The sequence below is a fragment of the Paenibacillus hubeiensis genome, assembly GCF_032334105.1.
Lineage (GTDB): Bacteria > Bacillota > Bacilli > Paenibacillales > Paenibacillaceae > Paenibacillus > Paenibacillus hubeiensis.
On record NZ_JAVYAE020000001.1, the window covers coordinates 749214 to 766578 of the forward strand.

A 17365-nucleotide genomic window follows, 5' to 3' on the forward strand; every position below is an offset into this window, starting at 1 on the left:
CTGGATGGCTCTGTGTGGCTTACAAGGTAAAGGATATTTAAAAAATAAAATCTAGGCGTTTTTCGGGGTCGTCCGCACCCGCCCTTAATTCCCAAACTCTGGAGGGACCCAGGAATTATTTTCCCGAGGATTTTCCTGATAAAAATAGGAAAAACCATTAAATAATCATTAATTCCGGTTGTTCTTTGCTGAGTTTGTACCAATCGAACTCCGAGTTCGGCATGATGATGGTCAGCGTCTCATCACCAATGATCGTACTGCCCAGTTGTACACGGCGTACTGCATCCTCCATACGTTCACCTGGCTGTTGATCAACAGGCAACCACACGAATGCTGATGTATCATAGCCTGCGATCTCACACCATAATACAATGGTCTGCCATCGGGTAGGGATACGGTTGTTGATAACATTCATTAGGTTATCACTTGCCTGTTCAGGTGTTAGGTAATAGCGACTAAGTGTGTTGTTCAATACGGATGTTATGTTCGTCAAGGCAACCACCACCCTTTAATGTTGTAGTGTTCTTCCAATCGTCGTGGTCAGGAGGTTTGTGCGAAGCGTGTTGTATATGTTGTGTTCTCCCAACTGGTTGATCGTCTATAAAGAGTGAAGCGTTAATAAGGTGTTCTCCCATACTATTCACTCTCCCACATACGTACGAATTTAAGTGCTCGTGTTAACTCCTTACCCAATACTTCCGTGCCATCAGATAACGTGTATATTACGCCTGCATCAATTTCCCCATTTGATACAGGGTTTTCTGATGACCCATCAGGGGAAGTATTATCCGATGATTTAGGCGAAGCATGTACGCTTTCTAATAGCGCATCAAGCAATGGTTCGATGTAGTATTGAGGGTTTACATCGCCACTATGATAATCATGTTCGTCCATAATAAGGAGTTTGTCCAGCAAGCGAATACGTTGCGTGAATAAAACCTCTTTATCGCGGTCCGCATAAGACGGAGGTTTTCCGATTCTTTGGTGAAGTTCGCTTAATATTTTCTCGGCGTCTTCATACGTAACAAATGTCGGGGGTGCAGCAACTGTTTGTTTTTCTCCACCATTCCACCATTTCTTAAACCATGAGAACATTTTGTATCACTCCCCTTATATTTTTGAACAACAAATACACCCGCTTTTATACGAGTGCTTATGCATGCATGAATGAAGTTGTAATGTATATATCTTTTATTATTTATATCTTTTATTTCTTTTTTCTTTCTTGGGTGTATAATTGTCCACCACTAGAGGGGTATAATTGTCCACCACAAACGTTTTTTCAGGCATATATTTAGTGGTGTATGATTCTCCACCGCTTTTATGCACAATTCATGTATAAATTGCATGGATATTCAATCGTTAATGATAGGTTGGAATTGATAATCGTTAACGTAATTCGGATCGCGAGAATCCAAAGGTATGTTTATTTGCCCTGCCACATATCTCAATGCTTGGTCATGAACAAACCTGATTTGAAGATCAATCTCACTTTCAACCGGGAGAGTGTTTTGGAGAACACAAAACCCGAATAACGTCAAATTCCCAACTTCATTTATCTCGAATGGCGCGCCTTCTTCTTTAAGAACTTCAAACGCTTTGTACTTCATGTGAATGGCTGCGTCGATAAACTTTTTTTCGGATTTCAAGCGCTCCAACTTCGTTTTGATGAATTCCGTCAATTCCATAGTAGCTGCACCCCCGTTTAATCGTTTGTTCTCTTCCAGCACTTCTTACACACGATCCGCGCTGTGGGCTTGTCGCCCCGTCTTACTTCATGGCCTCTTTTCACCGGATCACCGCACCTGATGCAAAGAGGGACGGTTACGCCGTTTATCGTTATGGATTCAACGTTCAGCATCTTGATCTCGCCACCGCTCGACGAGGTTTTTGGTTCATGCAAAGTAGATGCACTGGGACTTTGGGCATCACAGAATTCGGAGGTTTTGAACGTTTGCGTTTAAAGTGACTCTCCAACGTGAATCGGATTTCGTGGTCAGGAATGCCGACCGCCTTGCACTGATTGACGAAATCGGATAATTCCAACGCCAGTTGGTAAAAGTCTTTTATTTTGTCCCAAAATTCTTCAAGTTCCAAGCGAATACGTTCAATTGCTTCGCCAAACGTTTCTTCATGCTGCATGCTGCTCCCCTACCTTTTCGAGAAATCCAAAATTGTCGTTACTACCAAAGCTAATGAAAGACAGGTCATAACCGGGCTGTCCAAATTTATGAATGATAGCAAGAATGACATTAAGGAATACGCTCCGGCCGCCAGACCAATTAAGATCAAGACTGCAAGCAAGTTACTAATATAATTTTCCATGCCGCCACCACCTTTCTTTTTATGTACCGGCACGCCCCTACTTCGCCGTCACCTCTGCAACTTTTCGGGGCATAGATTTGCCTGCGATTATAACAAATGATTTTGGTTATTTACCGTCATGCGTCAAAACGACGTCGCGTGCAGATCCAAGGAGGTTTTTGACCGTGATGTTTCCGCCAGCAGCGAGGTAAATGTTTAGCTTGCCAGCTTCGGAACCTTCTTCCGTCGACACATTAGCCGTAGGCCCGACGGAAATAGGTGTCAGTGCGGCGCCGTCGGAGAAGAATATCGCAAAGCAAGCAGAGTTATGATCGGCCCATACCTGGTAAATACCGCGTCTGTTTTGATTGTTCGTTGAAGGTATGACCCATGATGCCGTTCCGTTATTCGCAATGTTTTTAACCCGACCGGATCGCGAAACCGAGAAAAGAACGCCGTCTTTGCTCAATTTCATGGCGTAGTCGGTCCAATCAAAGTTTTTATCCGACGATTGGCTGTACCCGATTTCCAGTTCGTTCGCTGTTGTATGGCGAATGCCGAATTTACGCGTTCTGGCCGTTGGACTGGCAAGCGACATTTTATCCGGGAACATCGGCGGATGACGCGGATCAACCAGCGGGCCAGATAGCTGCAAAGGCGTTTCGCCGTTATCCACGTATGGAAGATCGGCTTGTGATTGCCATAGGTCGTTAATGGATGATGCCGCGACGCCAGGATCAAGAATGCCGCCAGCAATACGCAAACCACCTACGCTCGCTCCAAGCTCGAATATTTTGTTCGCCACATTTGCAGCGTTGGCAATGCCGATACGCGATATCGTGCAGTTTTCGAACAGGATAGCAGACGAATTCCGGAATTTGAACATTGGCACAATCTGCGCTTCCGTAATTCCCCGCCCTGCGCCCTGTGTGTTGTTGTGCGTGAACTGGCAGTTATAAAACCCGACCCGATGCGAATGCTCAAGCTCGATAATCGTCGTATCCCAGTTACGGGCTTCGAAATGGCATCCAAAGAACCCATAGTTATTATGCTGCAGCACAGCAGGCCCGCCGACCGAACGGAAGAACGTCCCGCCTGGCACTTGCTCGAAGTGGCACCGGTAGAACATGAGGTTATTTGACGGGTCCTCGGCGTGCTTTAAAACGTCAATTGCAACCGGGCTTGTGCCGCCCAGGTTAAACATTTTGCAATCGTAAAATGACGCATCATACATATGGCCGATTTCTAAAATTTTGTTGAAATAGTACCATTCGCAGTCCCTGAATGTAGTCTGCTTGAGCGTAACGTCACCAAGAGGATTGGAACCGCCTGTTTCGCGAGCTTCCCGGCCGATTTTTGCGAATTTGATCGTGCCGCGTCCCATAAACTTGATGTCCTCGACAATGACTTGCCCGTACTTGAAATCGAACATCTGCGTTAAATCAGGTCCGCTTTCAAATAGAACGCCCGATGTTCCGCCGCCGCCACCTTTGATGTGTAGCGTGATCGTGTCAGATGAATTCGAGTTTTGCCCAATGGAGCAATCAACGGTAATCATCTGGTTTATCAAGTATTTTCCGCGAGGGATGACCAACTCAACCGTCGAATAAGTCGGATAGTTGGCATTGGTTCCTTTGATGGCATAATCCTTTAGCGCTCGATTGATATAGGTTTGGATCACTTTGGATGCGTCATTAACACCCGTCTTGTCCAAAACGGTATTCGCCAGGTCGATAACCACCCTATCCGTTACATTAGACACGCGCTCAGACTGTCCAAGTGCTGTTGTTGCAATCATTTTTTCACTTGCCATCAGCCAACAACCCCTTTAATGTTGACCGTCCCGTTTGCCGGGGCTGTGTACTTAATGCGCAGTTTGCAACCAACCGGAATGGAATAATCAACGACGTCTCCAACGTTCGCACTCGAAACAAGGCCGATGCTCACATTGTTCCTGACCCCTTGCAGAACAGTTTCCCGGCCGTTGATGTCAACGAGGAACGTTGTGAAGGTCGCGGTCGTGTTAGCAGCAGACCCACCGTACGTGACCGTGATGTCTGTCGCCTTTTTCATGCTTGAATCTTTCGGGAAATCCGCAGAACCGGCAGCCGTCCCTGTACCCAAGATGTTAATAACCTCCGGGTCCGGGATAGGCGTTGGACCTTCACCGACGATGTACACCGCCATTGGGTTATTAGGCCCTACCTCCGCCGTTTCCCCTTCGGCGTTCTTCATAAACATTCGCTGTGCCGGAAGCAAATAACCTCCGTCTTTACTAGCCATGCAAAGCACCTCCAAAAAATATATGTCATAAGGCGTTTCCGCCAAATGCATCAAAAGTTCGTGCTATTGTGACTTGTTCGTTGTTGTATAAGCTCCCTGGAGGAATCGAACCACCGCTTTCCGGATCTCTCCGGACTCTACCGTTGAGTTAAGGGAGCGCAATAAAAAAGCCGCCTACATTTGGCGACTACACATTGAGATTTAGTTTTAGGTCTTTCTCATTTAGATTCAGTTTCAAGTCCTTCTCAAATACTTCCTGCAAGTTTGCACACGAAAGAATAAAATCGGGGCCTCGTTTACTCGCGATCCAAGCGACCTCTTCTACAATATCTTTTGTTCTGAGCAAAGTTTGTTTTGACCATTCCGAAATCATTTCTTTCACAGTCTCAAGATCCTTTTCTCCAAATAATCGATACAAACTTAACATTATTTCGTCGTTCAACTGACATCACCCCTGATGTTTTGTTGTCAATGCTCTGCCTCACTTCGGTACAGCTGTAAAAATGTATCCCTCTGATCTGCTGTCTATTGTTTGAATGATTTTATAGTCGTTTATGTTTTTCCCTGCAGCCTCTACCTGCTCCGCAATCATGTCTTTTACTTGTTCTGAAACCTGTTTACCTGTCATCAATTTGGATGCAGCAAAGCTAACTTCAACAACAAACTCTTCTTCTGTCAGATTCTTCACGCAACCACCTCCATAGAGACAGTATAAACCAAAAAGAGCAACGGCGCTTAACCGTCACTCTCGAGATGCTATTTCATTATTTGGTCTATGTTAAGACCAGTCAATATTTTGTACATGTTTTGAAGTCGATGCTTTGTTTGACTCAATTCAACGACATTCAAATTAGGCACAATTGAACTTGCTTTTTCAATGGCTTTGTTCAACTCATGGTACTCACAACGGATGTTTTCAACGAGATGCCTAAGATCGCCCAACTCTACCGAAACAACCTTATCTCCCGGCTCATTCGAATTTTCAACTAACACTTGTTTAATTCCGTACACATCATCACCCCTAAAGGTAATTATACACGATGTTATGGTTGATGTGGGCAAGGGCCATCCTCCCCTGCATGCTCACTCGGTTCCGGTCACTCGGATTGCGGTATTTTACCCCAACAATAGATATGGGCCGACTATCACTGAGTTGGTGGGTACACCGTTCCTTAGCGTCTCTCTTCCGCCACCACATCATTTGATCATACGCGGGCATCATGTGTACCGTGCGGTTTACTGATCGGATGTTGATTGTTGTAGCCCCTCATAACCTAAACCACGCAACTGAGCGTAACCCTCAAGCGATTATGACAAGCGATGAAACAAAAAGAGCAGCATGCCCGCTTGTACTACCCTTGCGGCTCTATGCGGGTCTTATTGCAAGGGGCTAACTGTCGCCGCTCGTCTTACGCCTGCCACCGTCAAACAGGTATTTGGTGTGTCGGGTGCTGTTCTCTTTTTGTTCCATGCTATAACTATAAACTATAAAAAACCTAATGACTTATAGGATTTTTAAATAATTCGTAAAACTTTTTTAAAAAGTTGTTAATCCGATTTTTGGGAGAAAAGAAGGATCGCCGGAGGTATTCGGAGAAGTAGCCCATTGAGGTGATCAAATGTATCGTACATACAAAGTTTTAAGGGATGACATGGAGTTTTTGGTCGCGGCATTCAGCCAGGATCGCGTGAGTGTCTGGCATGTGCTTGAGGAAGGCGAAGCATTGATTGATTATGGAGGGATTGTCGAGGGGTACAGCCCAATAGCGGTTAAGATTGCAGGCAAGAGGTTTTTTAGAGATACCTTTGAGTTTAGACTGGAGAAGGTAACTACATAAAGCGAAAGCTCTACCGGCTTATATGCTGGCAGAGCCTTTGTATTTATTTAGTGAGTGTGATTGAGTGACCGTGATTGAGTATCCAAGACTCAGCGGCTCTATCCGACACTATGGCCGAATACTCCATGACTTCACCAGCGCTGATTTTTTTTGCTATTTCAAGAAACTCATAAACTACATCCATTTCTTCATATAGCACATCTGTGTCGTTTGAGATCCTGTAATCTCTTCTAAAGTGTCTTACCATTTCTTTCATGGTATCGACACCAAGTAAAATACTGTCTCCGCCATCGGCGTATCTTGGCTTGTGATATGTTAAGTACGGACTGGCTATCTTGATTTCTATACCTCCGAAAAAACCTTCTTCCAGTTTGTGGGATACTGATACTCTAGAACTGTCTAAGTCTTTCTCCATATCCTCAATCATTTTGATGGCTCCTTGTATCGTTTTTGGATAGTTAGCAATAAACTCCATTCTCAATTCCCACAAATTCTTTTTGTATTCCATGATTCCCTCCATTGCCCGGCTCCTTGTTGAGCCTGCAGCGAACTATATATATCCTACATAACGCCAGAATCCTGTTTTAAGATCACGTTCATATACTTTCCAATCGCCATCCTCTTCGACGACCCTTAACTTGATTGGATCGCCATTAAAATAAGCGTCGTAGTAAGTCTTTAAACCGTCTTCTGACGTAAGGGATATATGAGTGTATCCCATGCTTTCTAGGTGTTTTATATTCATTCAGCCTGCCCGCCTTTGATCAGATGTTTGATCGTGTCGGCCATCCAATATCCACGGCCGCTTTTTGTAAAACCATCATATTCCGGAACCGTGCCACGAGAGATTCGGTCCCTAATAGCTGCCGTGGACACCCCTAGCGCCTTTGCAAGATCAGTCTGGTTAAACCTATCCGGATCAGGGTCAACATCCTCTGGCCGGTATACTTTTCCGGCTGGTGATACAAGCACGGGCACCCCGTCTTTGCTTGCTGGGTGATCTGTAGTGATGGTCCATTCAGGCCATATTTGAGTCATGAAAATTACCTCCTAAACAATTGCTTCTACCCAAGCTCCAACTATACGGATTTCTTGGTCGTCCATTTGATATTCAGTGTTTAGCGATCTGCCAGCTATCAGAACCTGTACATCAGAACCGATGTAAATGCTGTTGTATTTAATCGCTGCTTCGATATTGGAAATTAACTCTTCAACTGTTTCTACATCCACATCAACCGCCGTACAGCAAGTTCCGCCAGCAGTTTCGCCTGTTGTGTGGTATGCGGAACAGTCGTTTTCTAAATCCCATTCATAGGATTCGCGCGTGCTGTCACCAACTTCATAAGCTTCGTCAGCTGTAAGGGTGCGAACACCTAAGTAATAACCTTCTGCCAAAGCTTCTTTTGCAATTTCTAAGTATTTGCTCATTCCGATCCATCCTCCTATTTTTATTATTTATGTATGTCGCGCTTGCTATAATTCCATTATATATGACCTTCTCTAAAATGAGAAGGGGAACAAAACATTAATTTATGCGAACAAAAACACTCCATCAGCGTGATGCTGTGGAGCGTTTTATTTTTACGATACTTCTTGTATTAGATTATCATTGTTATTTCGAACATTTCCGACGGAGGAATCCACCTCCTGCATATCTTTAATCACACGATAAACTGTTCAAACACCGGCGTTCGTAATAGACCCGACTTTGTCCAGTTTCTCATTTTTACCCGAGCTTGTATACGCGGCTCCAGGTAAACGTGATTCTTGTCTTCTCCAGTCACAAGCTGTTTGCATACACCGCGGAATGCCTGCTTATGCTTTTGATTCGGCCCGTGCTCAATTATTCCTGCTGGACGTAGCTTTCCGGATAGATCGGACACGGCAGCAAGCCAGCCGAATTTCGCCTTTTTGTACCCTGTGATAAATACTTCGGCATAAGACCAGTTAATGACCTTTTGCCAGTCTCTGGACCGCCTGCTGAAGTATTGGCTATCCTTCCGCTTGCCAACCACACCTTCCATCCCCATAGCCTCTATTTGAGCGTACAGTGCTTCTCCTGCCCCTTCTATGTGTGGCACAATTCCAAAGCTACTGGATGGCAGATTGAGGCCGTGAAGGATCGCTTTGCGCTCCATGAGTGGCAGCTTGCGTAGATCCTTCCCCTGATATTGGAGTATATCGAAAATCGCGAACGTGGCAGGCAGCGTCTTAGTGAGCTGCAGCACCTTAGAATGTTGGCGCGTGCTGAACCTGCTCATGACACCCTCAAAATCGTTAAGCCCCGTCGCCGGATCGGTGCAAGCCACCTCTCCGTCCAAGATGATGTCATCGTCAAATGGGATCAACAACTCGGGGTATTGCCTGGAACAATCATTATTGTGTCGCGTATATAACCGGATGTCTCCGGACTGCTGCGAAAAAATTAACCGGTGCCCGTCAACCTTCGGTTCAAAAACACCTCAACCCAATTATAGCGTTTTGCCATAAAGGATTGAGGCGGTAAGTTATGGTTACTATTTAAATTCAAACTCCACGACCGTCCCGTCTGGATAATCTTCCAACTGATTCCCTACCCAACTACCGGCGCCCCGATTATCTGACGGGCTTATGTATTCGATATCTGCTCCTGATCCTCCTTCGGCACACATGGCCATCGGCCACTCGTCGCGATCGTAACCCTTCTTCGTCTCGACGCCTTTTAGGGACAGTTTCCGGTTTTCCTCCGCTCCATCCCTGTCGATGGTACATGTCGCAGGCTGTCCGCTCTCTATGGCGTCCTGAATGTGTTTGGCAGTCTCAGGATAACGATCGGATGGAAACTCCAGCACGACCACCTTGGAGCGATCCACGTCTACGTCAGATGTTGTAGCAGGGGTTGAGTCGCTTGGTTTGGAGCTCGGCAAAATGTCGCCATTCAAAAGTGCGATCGCCATAATTATTGCGAGTATTGCCCCCGCAAGCAGCTTTTTCATACTTACTGTCCTCCAATTAAACTGAAAATATAAAACGCCCCTATTCATTATAGCGCTTGGCTACACAGAACAGAGGCGAAATTATTTATATTAAGGGAATTAATTACGTTTTGGTTTGATCTGATAAGGATAATTCCTTGATAACTGCGTTTCGATGACCTTGTTTGATGGTAGTACATTCAGCAGATGCGCTCTCCCAGCTGAGCTAAGGCCCCAGGATATGTATTTATTCCTCATCGCCATATCGTTTGCTTCAGGCGACTTCTATATCATATAAAATTCAGCCCATGTTGTCAACATCTTTTTAAAAATTAATTCATTTCAATCCATACCTACCCTAAAGTGATCGGAGAAGAACAACCTTTATGCACAATGTGTAACGATAACTCTGGACTGCTCTTCTCCCTCAACCCTTCACTTTAAGCCTTCAATCTTCCATGTCCTCGTTGGACAGCAGCGATTTCAGTTCTTTCATGAACATGTTGATGTCTTTGAACTGGCGATACACCGAGGCGAATCGAACGTAGGCCACCTCGTCCACCGGAAACAGCTGTTCCATCAGCAATTCGCCGATCTGGCGGCTTTCCACTTCGGCGTCCGCCGTATTGCGCAGCGATTTCTCCACTTCGGAAACCATCATTTCCAACGTTTCGACGGAAACCGGACGTTTCTCGCAGGCACGGATCAAACCGCGCAAAATTTTGTCCCGGCTGAATTCCTCCCGGCTTCCGTCCTTCTTAATCACGATGAGCGGAGTCTCCTCCACCATTTCAAACGTAGTAAACCTTCGGCTGCACTGCTCGCATTCGCGGCGGCGCCGAATCGACTTGGATTCGTTGGCCGGCCTTGAGTCCAGTACTTTAGTGCCCAAGTAGCCGCAATAAGGACATTTCAAATCAGATCACTTCCCATGTTTTTCTTTTGGAACAAATTCCCTATAGACATTCGTAATGAAAATCGAAGCTTGGACACATAATACTTTTACCAACCGCGAGGAGGTGAACAGCAATGGCCCAAAGCAATGGTAACTCCAATAATCTGGTGGTAACTAGAGCTTCCGCAGCTCTCGAGCAAATGAAATACGAAGTTGCTCAAGAACTCGGAATTAGCATCCCACAGGACGGATACCAAGGTAACATGACTTCTTACGAGAACGGTTCGATCGGTGGTTACATCACGAAGCGTCTGGTAACAATTGCAGAACAGCAATTGGCAGGTCAATACTAATATCCGTTCGGGAATACGTAATACAGAGGAGCACGGAGTGGTCGGCAGCATGCCGGCCACTCTGTTTTTCTTGCTCTTTTCATCCGGATTCTGTCCCTTTTAGAACGTATCATAGATATCTACATATTGATTATAATAATAAATAACGCGTTGTACATAGTGCCGGGTTTCTCCAAAAGGAATATCCTTGATCGACTCCAACGTTCCGTCCCATACGCCGTTCTTAAGCCACTCGTTGACCTTGCCCGGACCTGCGTTATATGCAGCGATCATCGCGATGGGATTGCCATCGAATTGCTCGGACAAATTTTTCAAGTACCACGTTCCAAGCTGGATGTTCCTGTCCGGCTCATGCTTCAGCTCGTCCAGCGAGGTATGCGGAATTTTGGCCTGTTCCATGATCCAGTTCGCCGTATCGGGCATGAGCTGCATCAAACCGATGGCGCCTTTTCTGGATTCCTTGCTTGTTTTGAAATTCGTTTCCACCCGGATAATCGAAGCGATCAGAAACGGGTCCACTTCATAACTCTGCGATTGCGCCCGAATTTCGTTTTTGTATTGGATCGGATAAAACCATGCCATCCAGTTCGTATTCAGGAACAACACGAGCACAAATGACACAAACAGCAGCAGCAGCACTCTCTTTTTGCGCAGCAGCTTCATGACAGACCCTTACGATGCCAAAACGCCGCCAACTGCTTTTCCGTCTCCGTCCATGAACCGCTATTGTCAATGACGATATCTGCGCGCCGCTTTTTCAGTTCGATATCCATTTGCGCCCCAAGGCGTGCATCAGCCTGTTCTGACGTCAATCCATCCCGAATCATCAGTCTTTCCTTTTGCACGGAACGGGGGACATATACAACCATAACTTCGTCAAACCCATTCTCCAATCCCGATTCGTACAATAAAGGAATATCCGATACCACAAGCTTGTCCGGATATTCTGTCCGATATGCGACGGCACGCTCCCGCATCTCCTGACGGATTGCCGGATGCGTGATCGCTTCCAGCGCTTTTCGCTCTTCGGGGTTCCCGAAAACGATGCTGCCCAGTTTTTTGCGATCCAACGTACCGTCTTCATGCAATATGGCTTGTCCAAACCGCTGCACGGTGGCAGCCAAAACCGGATGCCCGGGCAGCATAACCTCCCGGGCAATCACGTCTGCGTCAATGATCAACGCCCCCTTGCTTGCAAGAAAGGCGGAAACACTGCTTTTTCCGGTTGCGATCCCGCCGGTTAAGCCCATATTCATCGTTTCACCTCACAACAGCTTCATTATTCCCATAGCCACCAACAAAATGGCAGGCAGCACCGACAAACGTTGCATCCAGCGCAGGTCGGCAAAGCGCAATCCCACCTTCATCCCGAGCGAAAGAAACGCCCCGCTGAACAGCGCAATCACCAATGCGGTCCAGAACGTCGGAAACCCCAGCAAAGCAGCCCCGAGTCCGGCACCAAAAGCATCCAGTGACAACGCTATGCCGAGCCACATCGCTTCTTGGGCAGATATGCTGCCCGAATTGTCGATATCCGCCTTGGAGGGACTGCGCAAAATCTGGATCACCACGCCCAGCTTGCGCAGTTCCAACGTAAACACCATTCGTTCCAATGATCCGCTTGAAGCGGATTGCTCCAGTTCCAGTGCCATGACCTGACTTTGCCTTCTGGTCACCTGTTCTTCTCCACCATAGATCTCCGTTCCATATCCCGAAGACGCCCTCATCCCTTCCTGTTCAAGGGAAGTGTTGGCTTCGGCCGAATCTTTGCTCTTCTTCCGTACAAGCTGAAGGAGCGACCAGCCGCCAATGCCGATCAGAATGACCGCGCCGACAACGGAAGCCACGTCCGGAGACACAAAACGGGATAATAGCACGCCGACCTGCATCGATACGGCAATGACCAATCCCGAACACAACGAAATGACGGCAATGGATAAGAGCGGGATCTTGGTCCTGCGCAATCCATATGTAATTCCGACTCCAAAACCATCCAGACTCACCGCGAAGGCCAGCACGAACAACGAAATAAAATGAGGCAGCACCCCGGATTCCTCCCCTGTGCGGATCACATCCACCTACCCGGAAGTAGGTATTCGCCCGCTTATTTCTGCCATATCAGTATATGGAGAGAGGAGTCCATGGGTGCTACGATGGGATGATTTCATTGATCCTGACGCTTGGCTCAGCTTATTCTGACGGCTGGCATGTCGGACAATAATGCGTGCCCCTGCCGCCGACCACGCTTTTTTCAATCAAGGTGCCGCACACGGTACACGGCTCGGACTTGCGACCGTAAATTTTCAACTGATGCTGAAACATTCCCATCTCGCCTTGTCCGTTGACGTACGATTTGATGGAGGAACCGCCTGCATCGACGGCATCCCGCAGCGTCACCACAATCGCTTCATGCAATCTGGCGAGCTGGGCTTCGCTCAATGTCCTGGCAATCGTTTCGGGATGGATGCCCGCCCGGAACAAGGCCTCGTCCACATAAATATTCCCGATGCCCACGACATATGCCTGATTTAGCAGTACGGCCTTGATCTTCGTTGTCCGTTTGCCAACGGCTTCCCGGAACGCATCCAACGTAAACGCCGGATCGAGCGGTTCGAGCCCCAGCTTCAGCAGCGGTTTCGATACAAGCTCTTCGCCTGCTTTAAACAGGTGCATCGTACCGAACTGGCGCACGTCCTTGTAGCGCAATTCCGTGCCGTCGGTGAAATGGAAAATTACGTGTGTGTGTTTTTCCACCTCTTCATGCTGCTTGTACAGGCCGTACCGCCCTTCCATGCGCAAATGGGACACCAGCACAAGCCCGTCCAGCAAAATCCGCAAAAACTTGCCCCTGCGCTCCACGCCGACCACGGTATGCCCCGCAAGTTCCAAAGCAAATGCATGTATATCATCAGGCCGCTGAATGATTCGCGGCAGATTCACGGTAACATGATCGATCGTTTTGCCGACGATCAATTGATTCAACGTTCTTTTGACAGTTTCGACTTCCGGCAATTCCGGCATAGTGTTATTCACCTCGTCTCTATTATAACGGAAGAAAAGGCGAAACGGGACCCTTCTTGTGCCGAAACCTTGTGCAAAAGGAATTCCATATATCGGATATCAAAGCAAACCCAATCTATTTCGCCTCGTACCAGTTGTCTCCATAGCTGACTTCCGCCTTAAGCGGCACGGACAGCTTCAGCGCTTGTTCCATCACCGCAGGCACCAGTTCCTTCATTTGTTCCAGTTCGTCCGCCGGCACTTCGAACACAAGCTCGTCATGTACTTGAAGCAGCATGCGGCTCTTCAAATGACGCGTACGAAGCGCTTCGTCCATCTGAACCATGGCCAGCTTGATGATGTCCGCAGCCGTACCCTGGATCGGCGTATTCATCGCCGTGCGTTCGGCAAAGGAACGCAGGTTGAAATTGCTCGCATTGATCTCCGGCAAATAACGCCGGCGTTCCAGGAGCGTTTTGACATAACCGTTCTGGCGCGCTTCCTTCACGATATCGTCCATATAACGGCGCACCCCCTGGAACACGTCAAAATATTGGTCGATGAACTGCGCCGCTTCCTTGCGGGTAATGTTCAGGTTTTGGGAGAGTCCGTAATCGCTGATCCCATAAACGATACCGAAGTTGACCGCTTTGGCAGAGCGGCGCATATTGCTGTCCACGTCCTCCGGTTTGACGCCGAAAACGTCCGATGCCGTCTTGGTATGGATGTCCATATCGTGCAGGAACGCTTCCTTCAGGCGCTCGTCGTCCGAAATGTGAGCAAGCACCCGCAGCTCGATTTGTGAGTAATCCGCCGCCAGAATGGACCATCCGGGCTCGGACGGCACAAACACCTTGCGGATTTTCCGGCCTTCCTCCATACGGATCGGAATGTTCTGCAAATTCGGGAACTGGCTGCTGAGGCGCCCGGTTGCCGCAATCGTTTGCCGGTAATACGTGTGCACCTTGCCGTCCTTCTCCGAAATTTCCTTGAGCAAGCCTTCCACGTACGTGGACTGCAGCTTGGCCAATTGGCGGTATTGCAAAATCAATTGCACCACATCGTTGTACGGCGCCAGCTTTTCGAGCACCTCGGCATCGGTGGAATAACCGGTCTTCGTTTTTTTCACGACAGGCAAGCCCAATTTATCGAACAAAATTTCACCCAGCTGTTTCGGCGAATTCAGGTTGAATTCAGTACCGGCCAATCGGTAAATGTCAGCCATCAGCTTGGCGATCTGCTCCTCGAACTCGCGGCCCAAAGCCTGCAAATCGGCAACGTTAGCCTTGATGCCTTGCTTTTCCATGTCGGCCAATATGCGCGACAACGGCATCTCCATCTCATGGAACAGGGCGTTCATTTCGTCCTTTTCCAGCGCCTGCTCCTGAAGCGGAACGATGGCTGCCGCTGCCGCGGCTTTACGACATACAAAATCGGCCAGAATCTCCGTCTCCGGTACCTTATACTTGGCACCCTTGCCCATAACGGCCTCATCCTCAGCCAGGGAAGGGAGACCATATTTCGCCGTCAAGCCGCTCAGCGTCTGATTGGCTTCCGTCGGATCCAGCAAATAAGCGGCGAGCTGCACGTCAAAAGCCGCTCCGGCAAATTCCACGCCATGGGCGTGCAATGCCAGATCCACCTTGTGAAGATCGTATCCACGCTTCGGCTGATCGGGGCTGGCCAGCCATTCCCTCACCGGAGCAGCCGCCTGAGAGCGAAGCAGCTCCGGGGACAAAAAGACATACGCCGAACCCGAACCGACGGCCATGCCGATCAATTCGGCCACATGGGGATTGTCGCCATGCGTTTCGACATGCAAAATGTCGATCGTCTCCATCTCCGCAAAACGCTGGCCTATCGTATCTTCGGTTGCAATGATGGCTTCAATTTCTACGGCAGGAACCTGCTCCTGCGCCGAGCCTGCCGTTCCGCTAAAGGACAAGCGCTCCAGCAGCGATTTGAATTCAAGCTTCGCGAGAGCCGGACCGGCCTGCTCTTCCTTCAGGCCGTCAAATTGCATCTCTTCCCACGTCTTCTCGAGCGGAACCTCGCGGTAAATGGTCGCGAGCCGTTTGCTCATCCGCGCATCCTCCGCGTGAGCCTCGATCTTTTCTTTCATTTTCCCTTTGAGTTCGCCCGTTCCGGCCAGCACTTCCTCGACCGAACCGAACTGGTGAAGCAGCTTCAGCGCCGTCTTCTCCCCTACGCCCGGAATGCCCGGAATGTTATCGGAAGCATCGCCCATCAGCCCTTTGAGATCGATGATTTGCAGCGGCGTCAATCCGTAGCGCTCCCGAATCTGGGCAGGGTCGTACAATTCGATCTCGGTGACGCCTTTGCGCGTAAGCGCGATGTTTACGTTCTCGGAAGCGAGCTGCAGCATGTCTTTGTCTCCGGTAACGACGAGCACTTGTTTGCCCGCGTCGTCCGCGCGTTTGGTTAACGTGCCGATGATGTCGTCGGCCTCATAACCCTCAATCTCAAATTGAGGGATGCCCAATCCTTGCAGCAGCTCCTTCAGGGCCGGAAATTGCTCCGACAGCTCCGGCGGCGTTTTTTCGCGTCCGCCTTTGTATTCCTGATATCCCTCATGGCGGAACGTAATCTTGCCCGCATCGAATGCCACCATCATGTGGGTCGGTTTATGCTCTTCCAGCAACCGCAGCAGCATCGTGGTGAAACCGTATACCGCATTGGTATGCAAGCCCTTGGAATTGGTCAGCGGCGGCATCGCGAAAAACGCCCGATATATAATGCTATTTCCATCTATAAGAATCAACTTGTCCATTCCAGCACCTCGCGTATCAGGGTCAAACCCAGCAATTTTCATCTTTCTCCATGATAACATACACCACTTCCACAACAAAAAAGATTCCGCATCTTTTTCGCGCCACATTCCATATTTGCAAAAAAAGAACCCTCTCCCTGTCGCCTGTCGTGCAGGCCACCGGAAGAAAGTCCCTCTTTGTTTCGCGAAGATCACTTATTACCGATACAATTGCGATGCGATGAAACGATTCCCCAATTCCAATTCGTTCATCGACTTATTGATTCAAATCCGGGCGTTTGCCCGTGACCAGATATACCGTGCTCTCGCCAATGTTGGTTGCGTGATCGCCAATCCGTTCGATGTAACGTCCAACCATCATGAGCAGCATAGCCTGCGAACCATGGTTCGGATGATCTGTCGTGAATTCGTACAGATCGCGAATCATGCTGCTGTAAAGCTGGTCCACCTGATCGTCCGTCTGCGCCATTTTGTAGGCCAGATCGGTATTTTCCTTCAGAAACGACTCAATGGACTCGTCGATCATACCTTTCACGATTTCAGCCATGCGCGGAATATCCACCAGCGGTTTGATCAATGTCTGTCCTTCCATGCGGAGCGTGACTTTGGCAATATCCAGCGCGAGATCGCCCATGCGTTCCAGATCGCTCGAAATTTTGAAGGCCACGATAATGCGGCGCAAATCTTTCGCCACAGGTTGCTGCGTAATGATCAGCTTGGAGCCGAGCTCCATAATTTTGTCTTCAAGGGCATTCAAATTCGCATCGTTTTTGATGATGACCTGCGCTTTTTCTGCATCCATCGTTTGCAAACTTTCAATGGCACCGTCCAGTGCCGATCCGACATGCTCACCCATTTGCCGAAGCAGTACGCGCAGTTCTTCAAGCTCCTGGTCGAATTCTTTTCTGCGAATCATGGTTAGATTGCCCCCTTGTCCATCATCTCCG

At 48.3% G+C, this 17365-nt stretch carries 22 protein-coding genes, 1 tRNA gene and 1 pseudogene; 2 read left to right on the top strand and 22 right to left on the bottom strand.

Going from position 1 to position 17365, the window contains the following annotated elements; all coding sequences use genetic code 11:
- Positions 1–157: 157 nt before the first annotated feature.
- The 10 genes from RSX24_RS03565 to RSX24_RS03610 all read right to left on the bottom strand — a co-directional run bounded on the left by RSX24_RS03565 (position 158) and on the right by RSX24_RS03610 (position 5598).
- Positions 158–493 (bottom strand): hypothetical protein, encoded by a 336-nt coding sequence (locus RSX24_RS03565; RefSeq protein ID WP_343259705.1) that lies wholly within the window; start codon positions 491–493, stop codon positions 158–160.
- A gap of 143 nt (positions 494–636) precedes the next feature.
- The gene (locus tag RSX24_RS03570) at positions 637–1095 is read right to left on the bottom strand and encodes a hypothetical protein (RefSeq protein WP_343259706.1); all 459 of its coding nucleotides are present in this window, start codon (positions 1093–1095) and stop codon (positions 637–639) included.
- Between the two features lie 260 nt (positions 1096–1355).
- Positions 1356–1688 (bottom strand): hypothetical protein, encoded by a 333-nt coding sequence (locus tag RSX24_RS03575; RefSeq protein WP_343259707.1) that lies wholly within the window; start codon positions 1686–1688, stop codon positions 1356–1358.
- A gap of 166 nt (positions 1689–1854) precedes the next feature.
- Positions 1855–2142: a hypothetical protein gene (locus RSX24_RS03580; protein WP_343259708.1), complete on the bottom strand. Its 288-nt coding sequence runs from the start codon at positions 2140–2142 to the stop codon at positions 1855–1857.
- Between the two features lie 289 nt (positions 2143–2431).
- The gene (locus tag RSX24_RS03585; RefSeq protein WP_343259709.1) at positions 2432–4117 is read right to left on the bottom strand and encodes a hypothetical protein; all 1686 of its coding nucleotides are present in this window, start codon (positions 4115–4117) and stop codon (positions 2432–2434) included.
- On the bottom strand, positions 4117–4587 hold the full coding sequence (locus RSX24_RS03590) for a hypothetical protein (RefSeq protein WP_343259710.1): 471 nt from the start codon (positions 4585–4587) through the stop codon (positions 4117–4119). Before RSX24_RS03590 ends, RSX24_RS03585 begins: the two co-directional genes overlap by 1 nt.
- Before the next feature lie 90 nt (positions 4588–4677).
- Positions 4678–4745: transfer RNA gene (locus RSX24_RS03595), tRNA-OTHER, on the bottom strand.
- 29 nt (positions 4746–4774) lie between these two features.
- A complete protein-coding gene (locus tag RSX24_RS03600) occupies positions 4775–5029 on the bottom strand; it encodes a hypothetical protein (protein ID WP_343259711.1) in 255 nt (84 codons plus the stop codon).
- Between the two features lie 39 nt (positions 5030–5068).
- Entirely contained in the window at positions 5069–5275 is a 207-nt protein-coding gene (locus RSX24_RS03605) for a hypothetical protein (RefSeq protein WP_343259712.1), read from the bottom strand.
- A 68-nt stretch (positions 5276–5343) separates the two neighbouring features.
- Positions 5344–5598, bottom strand: coding sequence for a hypothetical protein (locus RSX24_RS03610; RefSeq protein WP_343259713.1), 255 nt, complete (start codon positions 5596–5598; stop codon positions 5344–5346).
- A 608-nt stretch (positions 5599–6206) separates the two neighbouring features.
- Here RSX24_RS03610 and RSX24_RS03615 point away from each other — a divergent pair.
- Positions 6207–6425: a hypothetical protein gene (locus RSX24_RS03615; RefSeq protein WP_343259714.1), complete on the top strand. Its 219-nt coding sequence runs from the start codon at positions 6207–6209 to the stop codon at positions 6423–6425.
- A gap of 43 nt (positions 6426–6468) precedes the next feature.
- Here the strand turns inward: RSX24_RS03615 and RSX24_RS03620 are convergent, their stop codons facing one another.
- The 6 genes and pseudogenes from RSX24_RS03620 to nrdR form a co-directional block, all read right to left on the bottom strand.
- Positions 6469–6933, bottom strand: coding sequence for a hypothetical protein (locus RSX24_RS03620; RefSeq protein ID WP_343259715.1), 465 nt, complete (start codon positions 6931–6933; stop codon positions 6469–6471).
- 233 nt (positions 6934–7166) lie between these two features.
- Positions 7167–7463, bottom strand: a complete 297-nt coding sequence (locus RSX24_RS03625; protein WP_343259716.1) for a hypothetical protein — start codon at positions 7461–7463, stop codon at positions 7167–7169.
- Between the two features lie 12 nt (positions 7464–7475).
- A complete protein-coding gene (locus RSX24_RS03630; RefSeq protein ID WP_343259717.1) occupies positions 7476–7853 on the bottom strand; it encodes a hypothetical protein in 378 nt (125 codons plus the stop codon).
- A gap of 233 nt (positions 7854–8086) precedes the next feature.
- Positions 8087–8884 (bottom strand): annotated as a pseudogene (locus RSX24_RS03635) (ATP-dependent DNA ligase); the annotation flags it as partial.
- 57 nt (positions 8885–8941) lie between these two features.
- Positions 8942–9400 (bottom strand): NucA/NucB deoxyribonuclease domain-containing protein, encoded by a 459-nt coding sequence (locus RSX24_RS03640; protein WP_343259718.1) that lies wholly within the window; start codon positions 9398–9400, stop codon positions 8942–8944.
- 427 nt (positions 9401–9827) lie between these two features.
- Complete coding sequence (gene nrdR, locus RSX24_RS03645; RefSeq protein ID WP_236421214.1) at positions 9828–10295, bottom strand: transcriptional regulator NrdR; 468 nt, start codon at positions 10293–10295, stop codon at positions 9828–9830.
- A 113-nt stretch (positions 10296–10408) separates the two neighbouring features.
- Here nrdR and RSX24_RS03650 point away from each other — a divergent pair, with 113 nt between their 5' ends.
- Entirely contained in the window at positions 10409–10627 is a 219-nt protein-coding gene (locus tag RSX24_RS03650) for an alpha/beta-type small acid-soluble spore protein (protein WP_236421213.1), read from the top strand.
- Positions 10628–10726: 99 nt separating this feature from the next.
- Here the strand turns inward: RSX24_RS03650 and RSX24_RS03655 are convergent, their stop codons facing one another.
- The 6 genes from RSX24_RS03655 to phoU form a co-directional block, all read right to left on the bottom strand.
- Positions 10727–11290, bottom strand: coding sequence for a lytic transglycosylase domain-containing protein (locus RSX24_RS03655; RefSeq protein WP_339277197.1), 564 nt, complete (start codon positions 11288–11290; stop codon positions 10727–10729).
- A complete protein-coding gene (coaE, locus tag RSX24_RS03660) occupies positions 11287–11883 on the bottom strand; it encodes a dephospho-CoA kinase (protein WP_339277195.1) in 597 nt (198 codons plus the stop codon). Before coaE ends, RSX24_RS03655 begins: the two co-directional genes overlap by 4 nt.
- A 9-nt stretch (positions 11884–11892) precedes the next feature.
- Positions 11893–12672: an MntP/YtaF family protein gene (locus tag RSX24_RS03665; protein WP_343259719.1), complete on the bottom strand. Its 780-nt coding sequence runs from the start codon at positions 12670–12672 to the stop codon at positions 11893–11895.
- Positions 12673–12817: 145 nt separating this feature from the next.
- Entirely contained in the window at positions 12818–13648 is an 831-nt protein-coding gene (gene mutM / locus RSX24_RS03670) for a DNA-formamidopyrimidine glycosylase (protein ID WP_343259720.1), read from the bottom strand.
- Between the two features lie 115 nt (positions 13649–13763).
- The gene (gene polA / locus RSX24_RS03675; protein WP_236421208.1) at positions 13764–16418 is read right to left on the bottom strand and encodes a DNA polymerase I; all 2655 of its coding nucleotides are present in this window, start codon (positions 16416–16418) and stop codon (positions 13764–13766) included.
- A gap of 256 nt (positions 16419–16674) precedes the next feature.
- Positions 16675–17334: a phosphate signaling complex protein PhoU gene (phoU, locus tag RSX24_RS03680; protein ID WP_236421207.1), complete on the bottom strand. Its 660-nt coding sequence runs from the start codon at positions 17332–17334 to the stop codon at positions 16675–16677.
- Positions 17335–17365 lie beyond the last annotated feature (31 nt).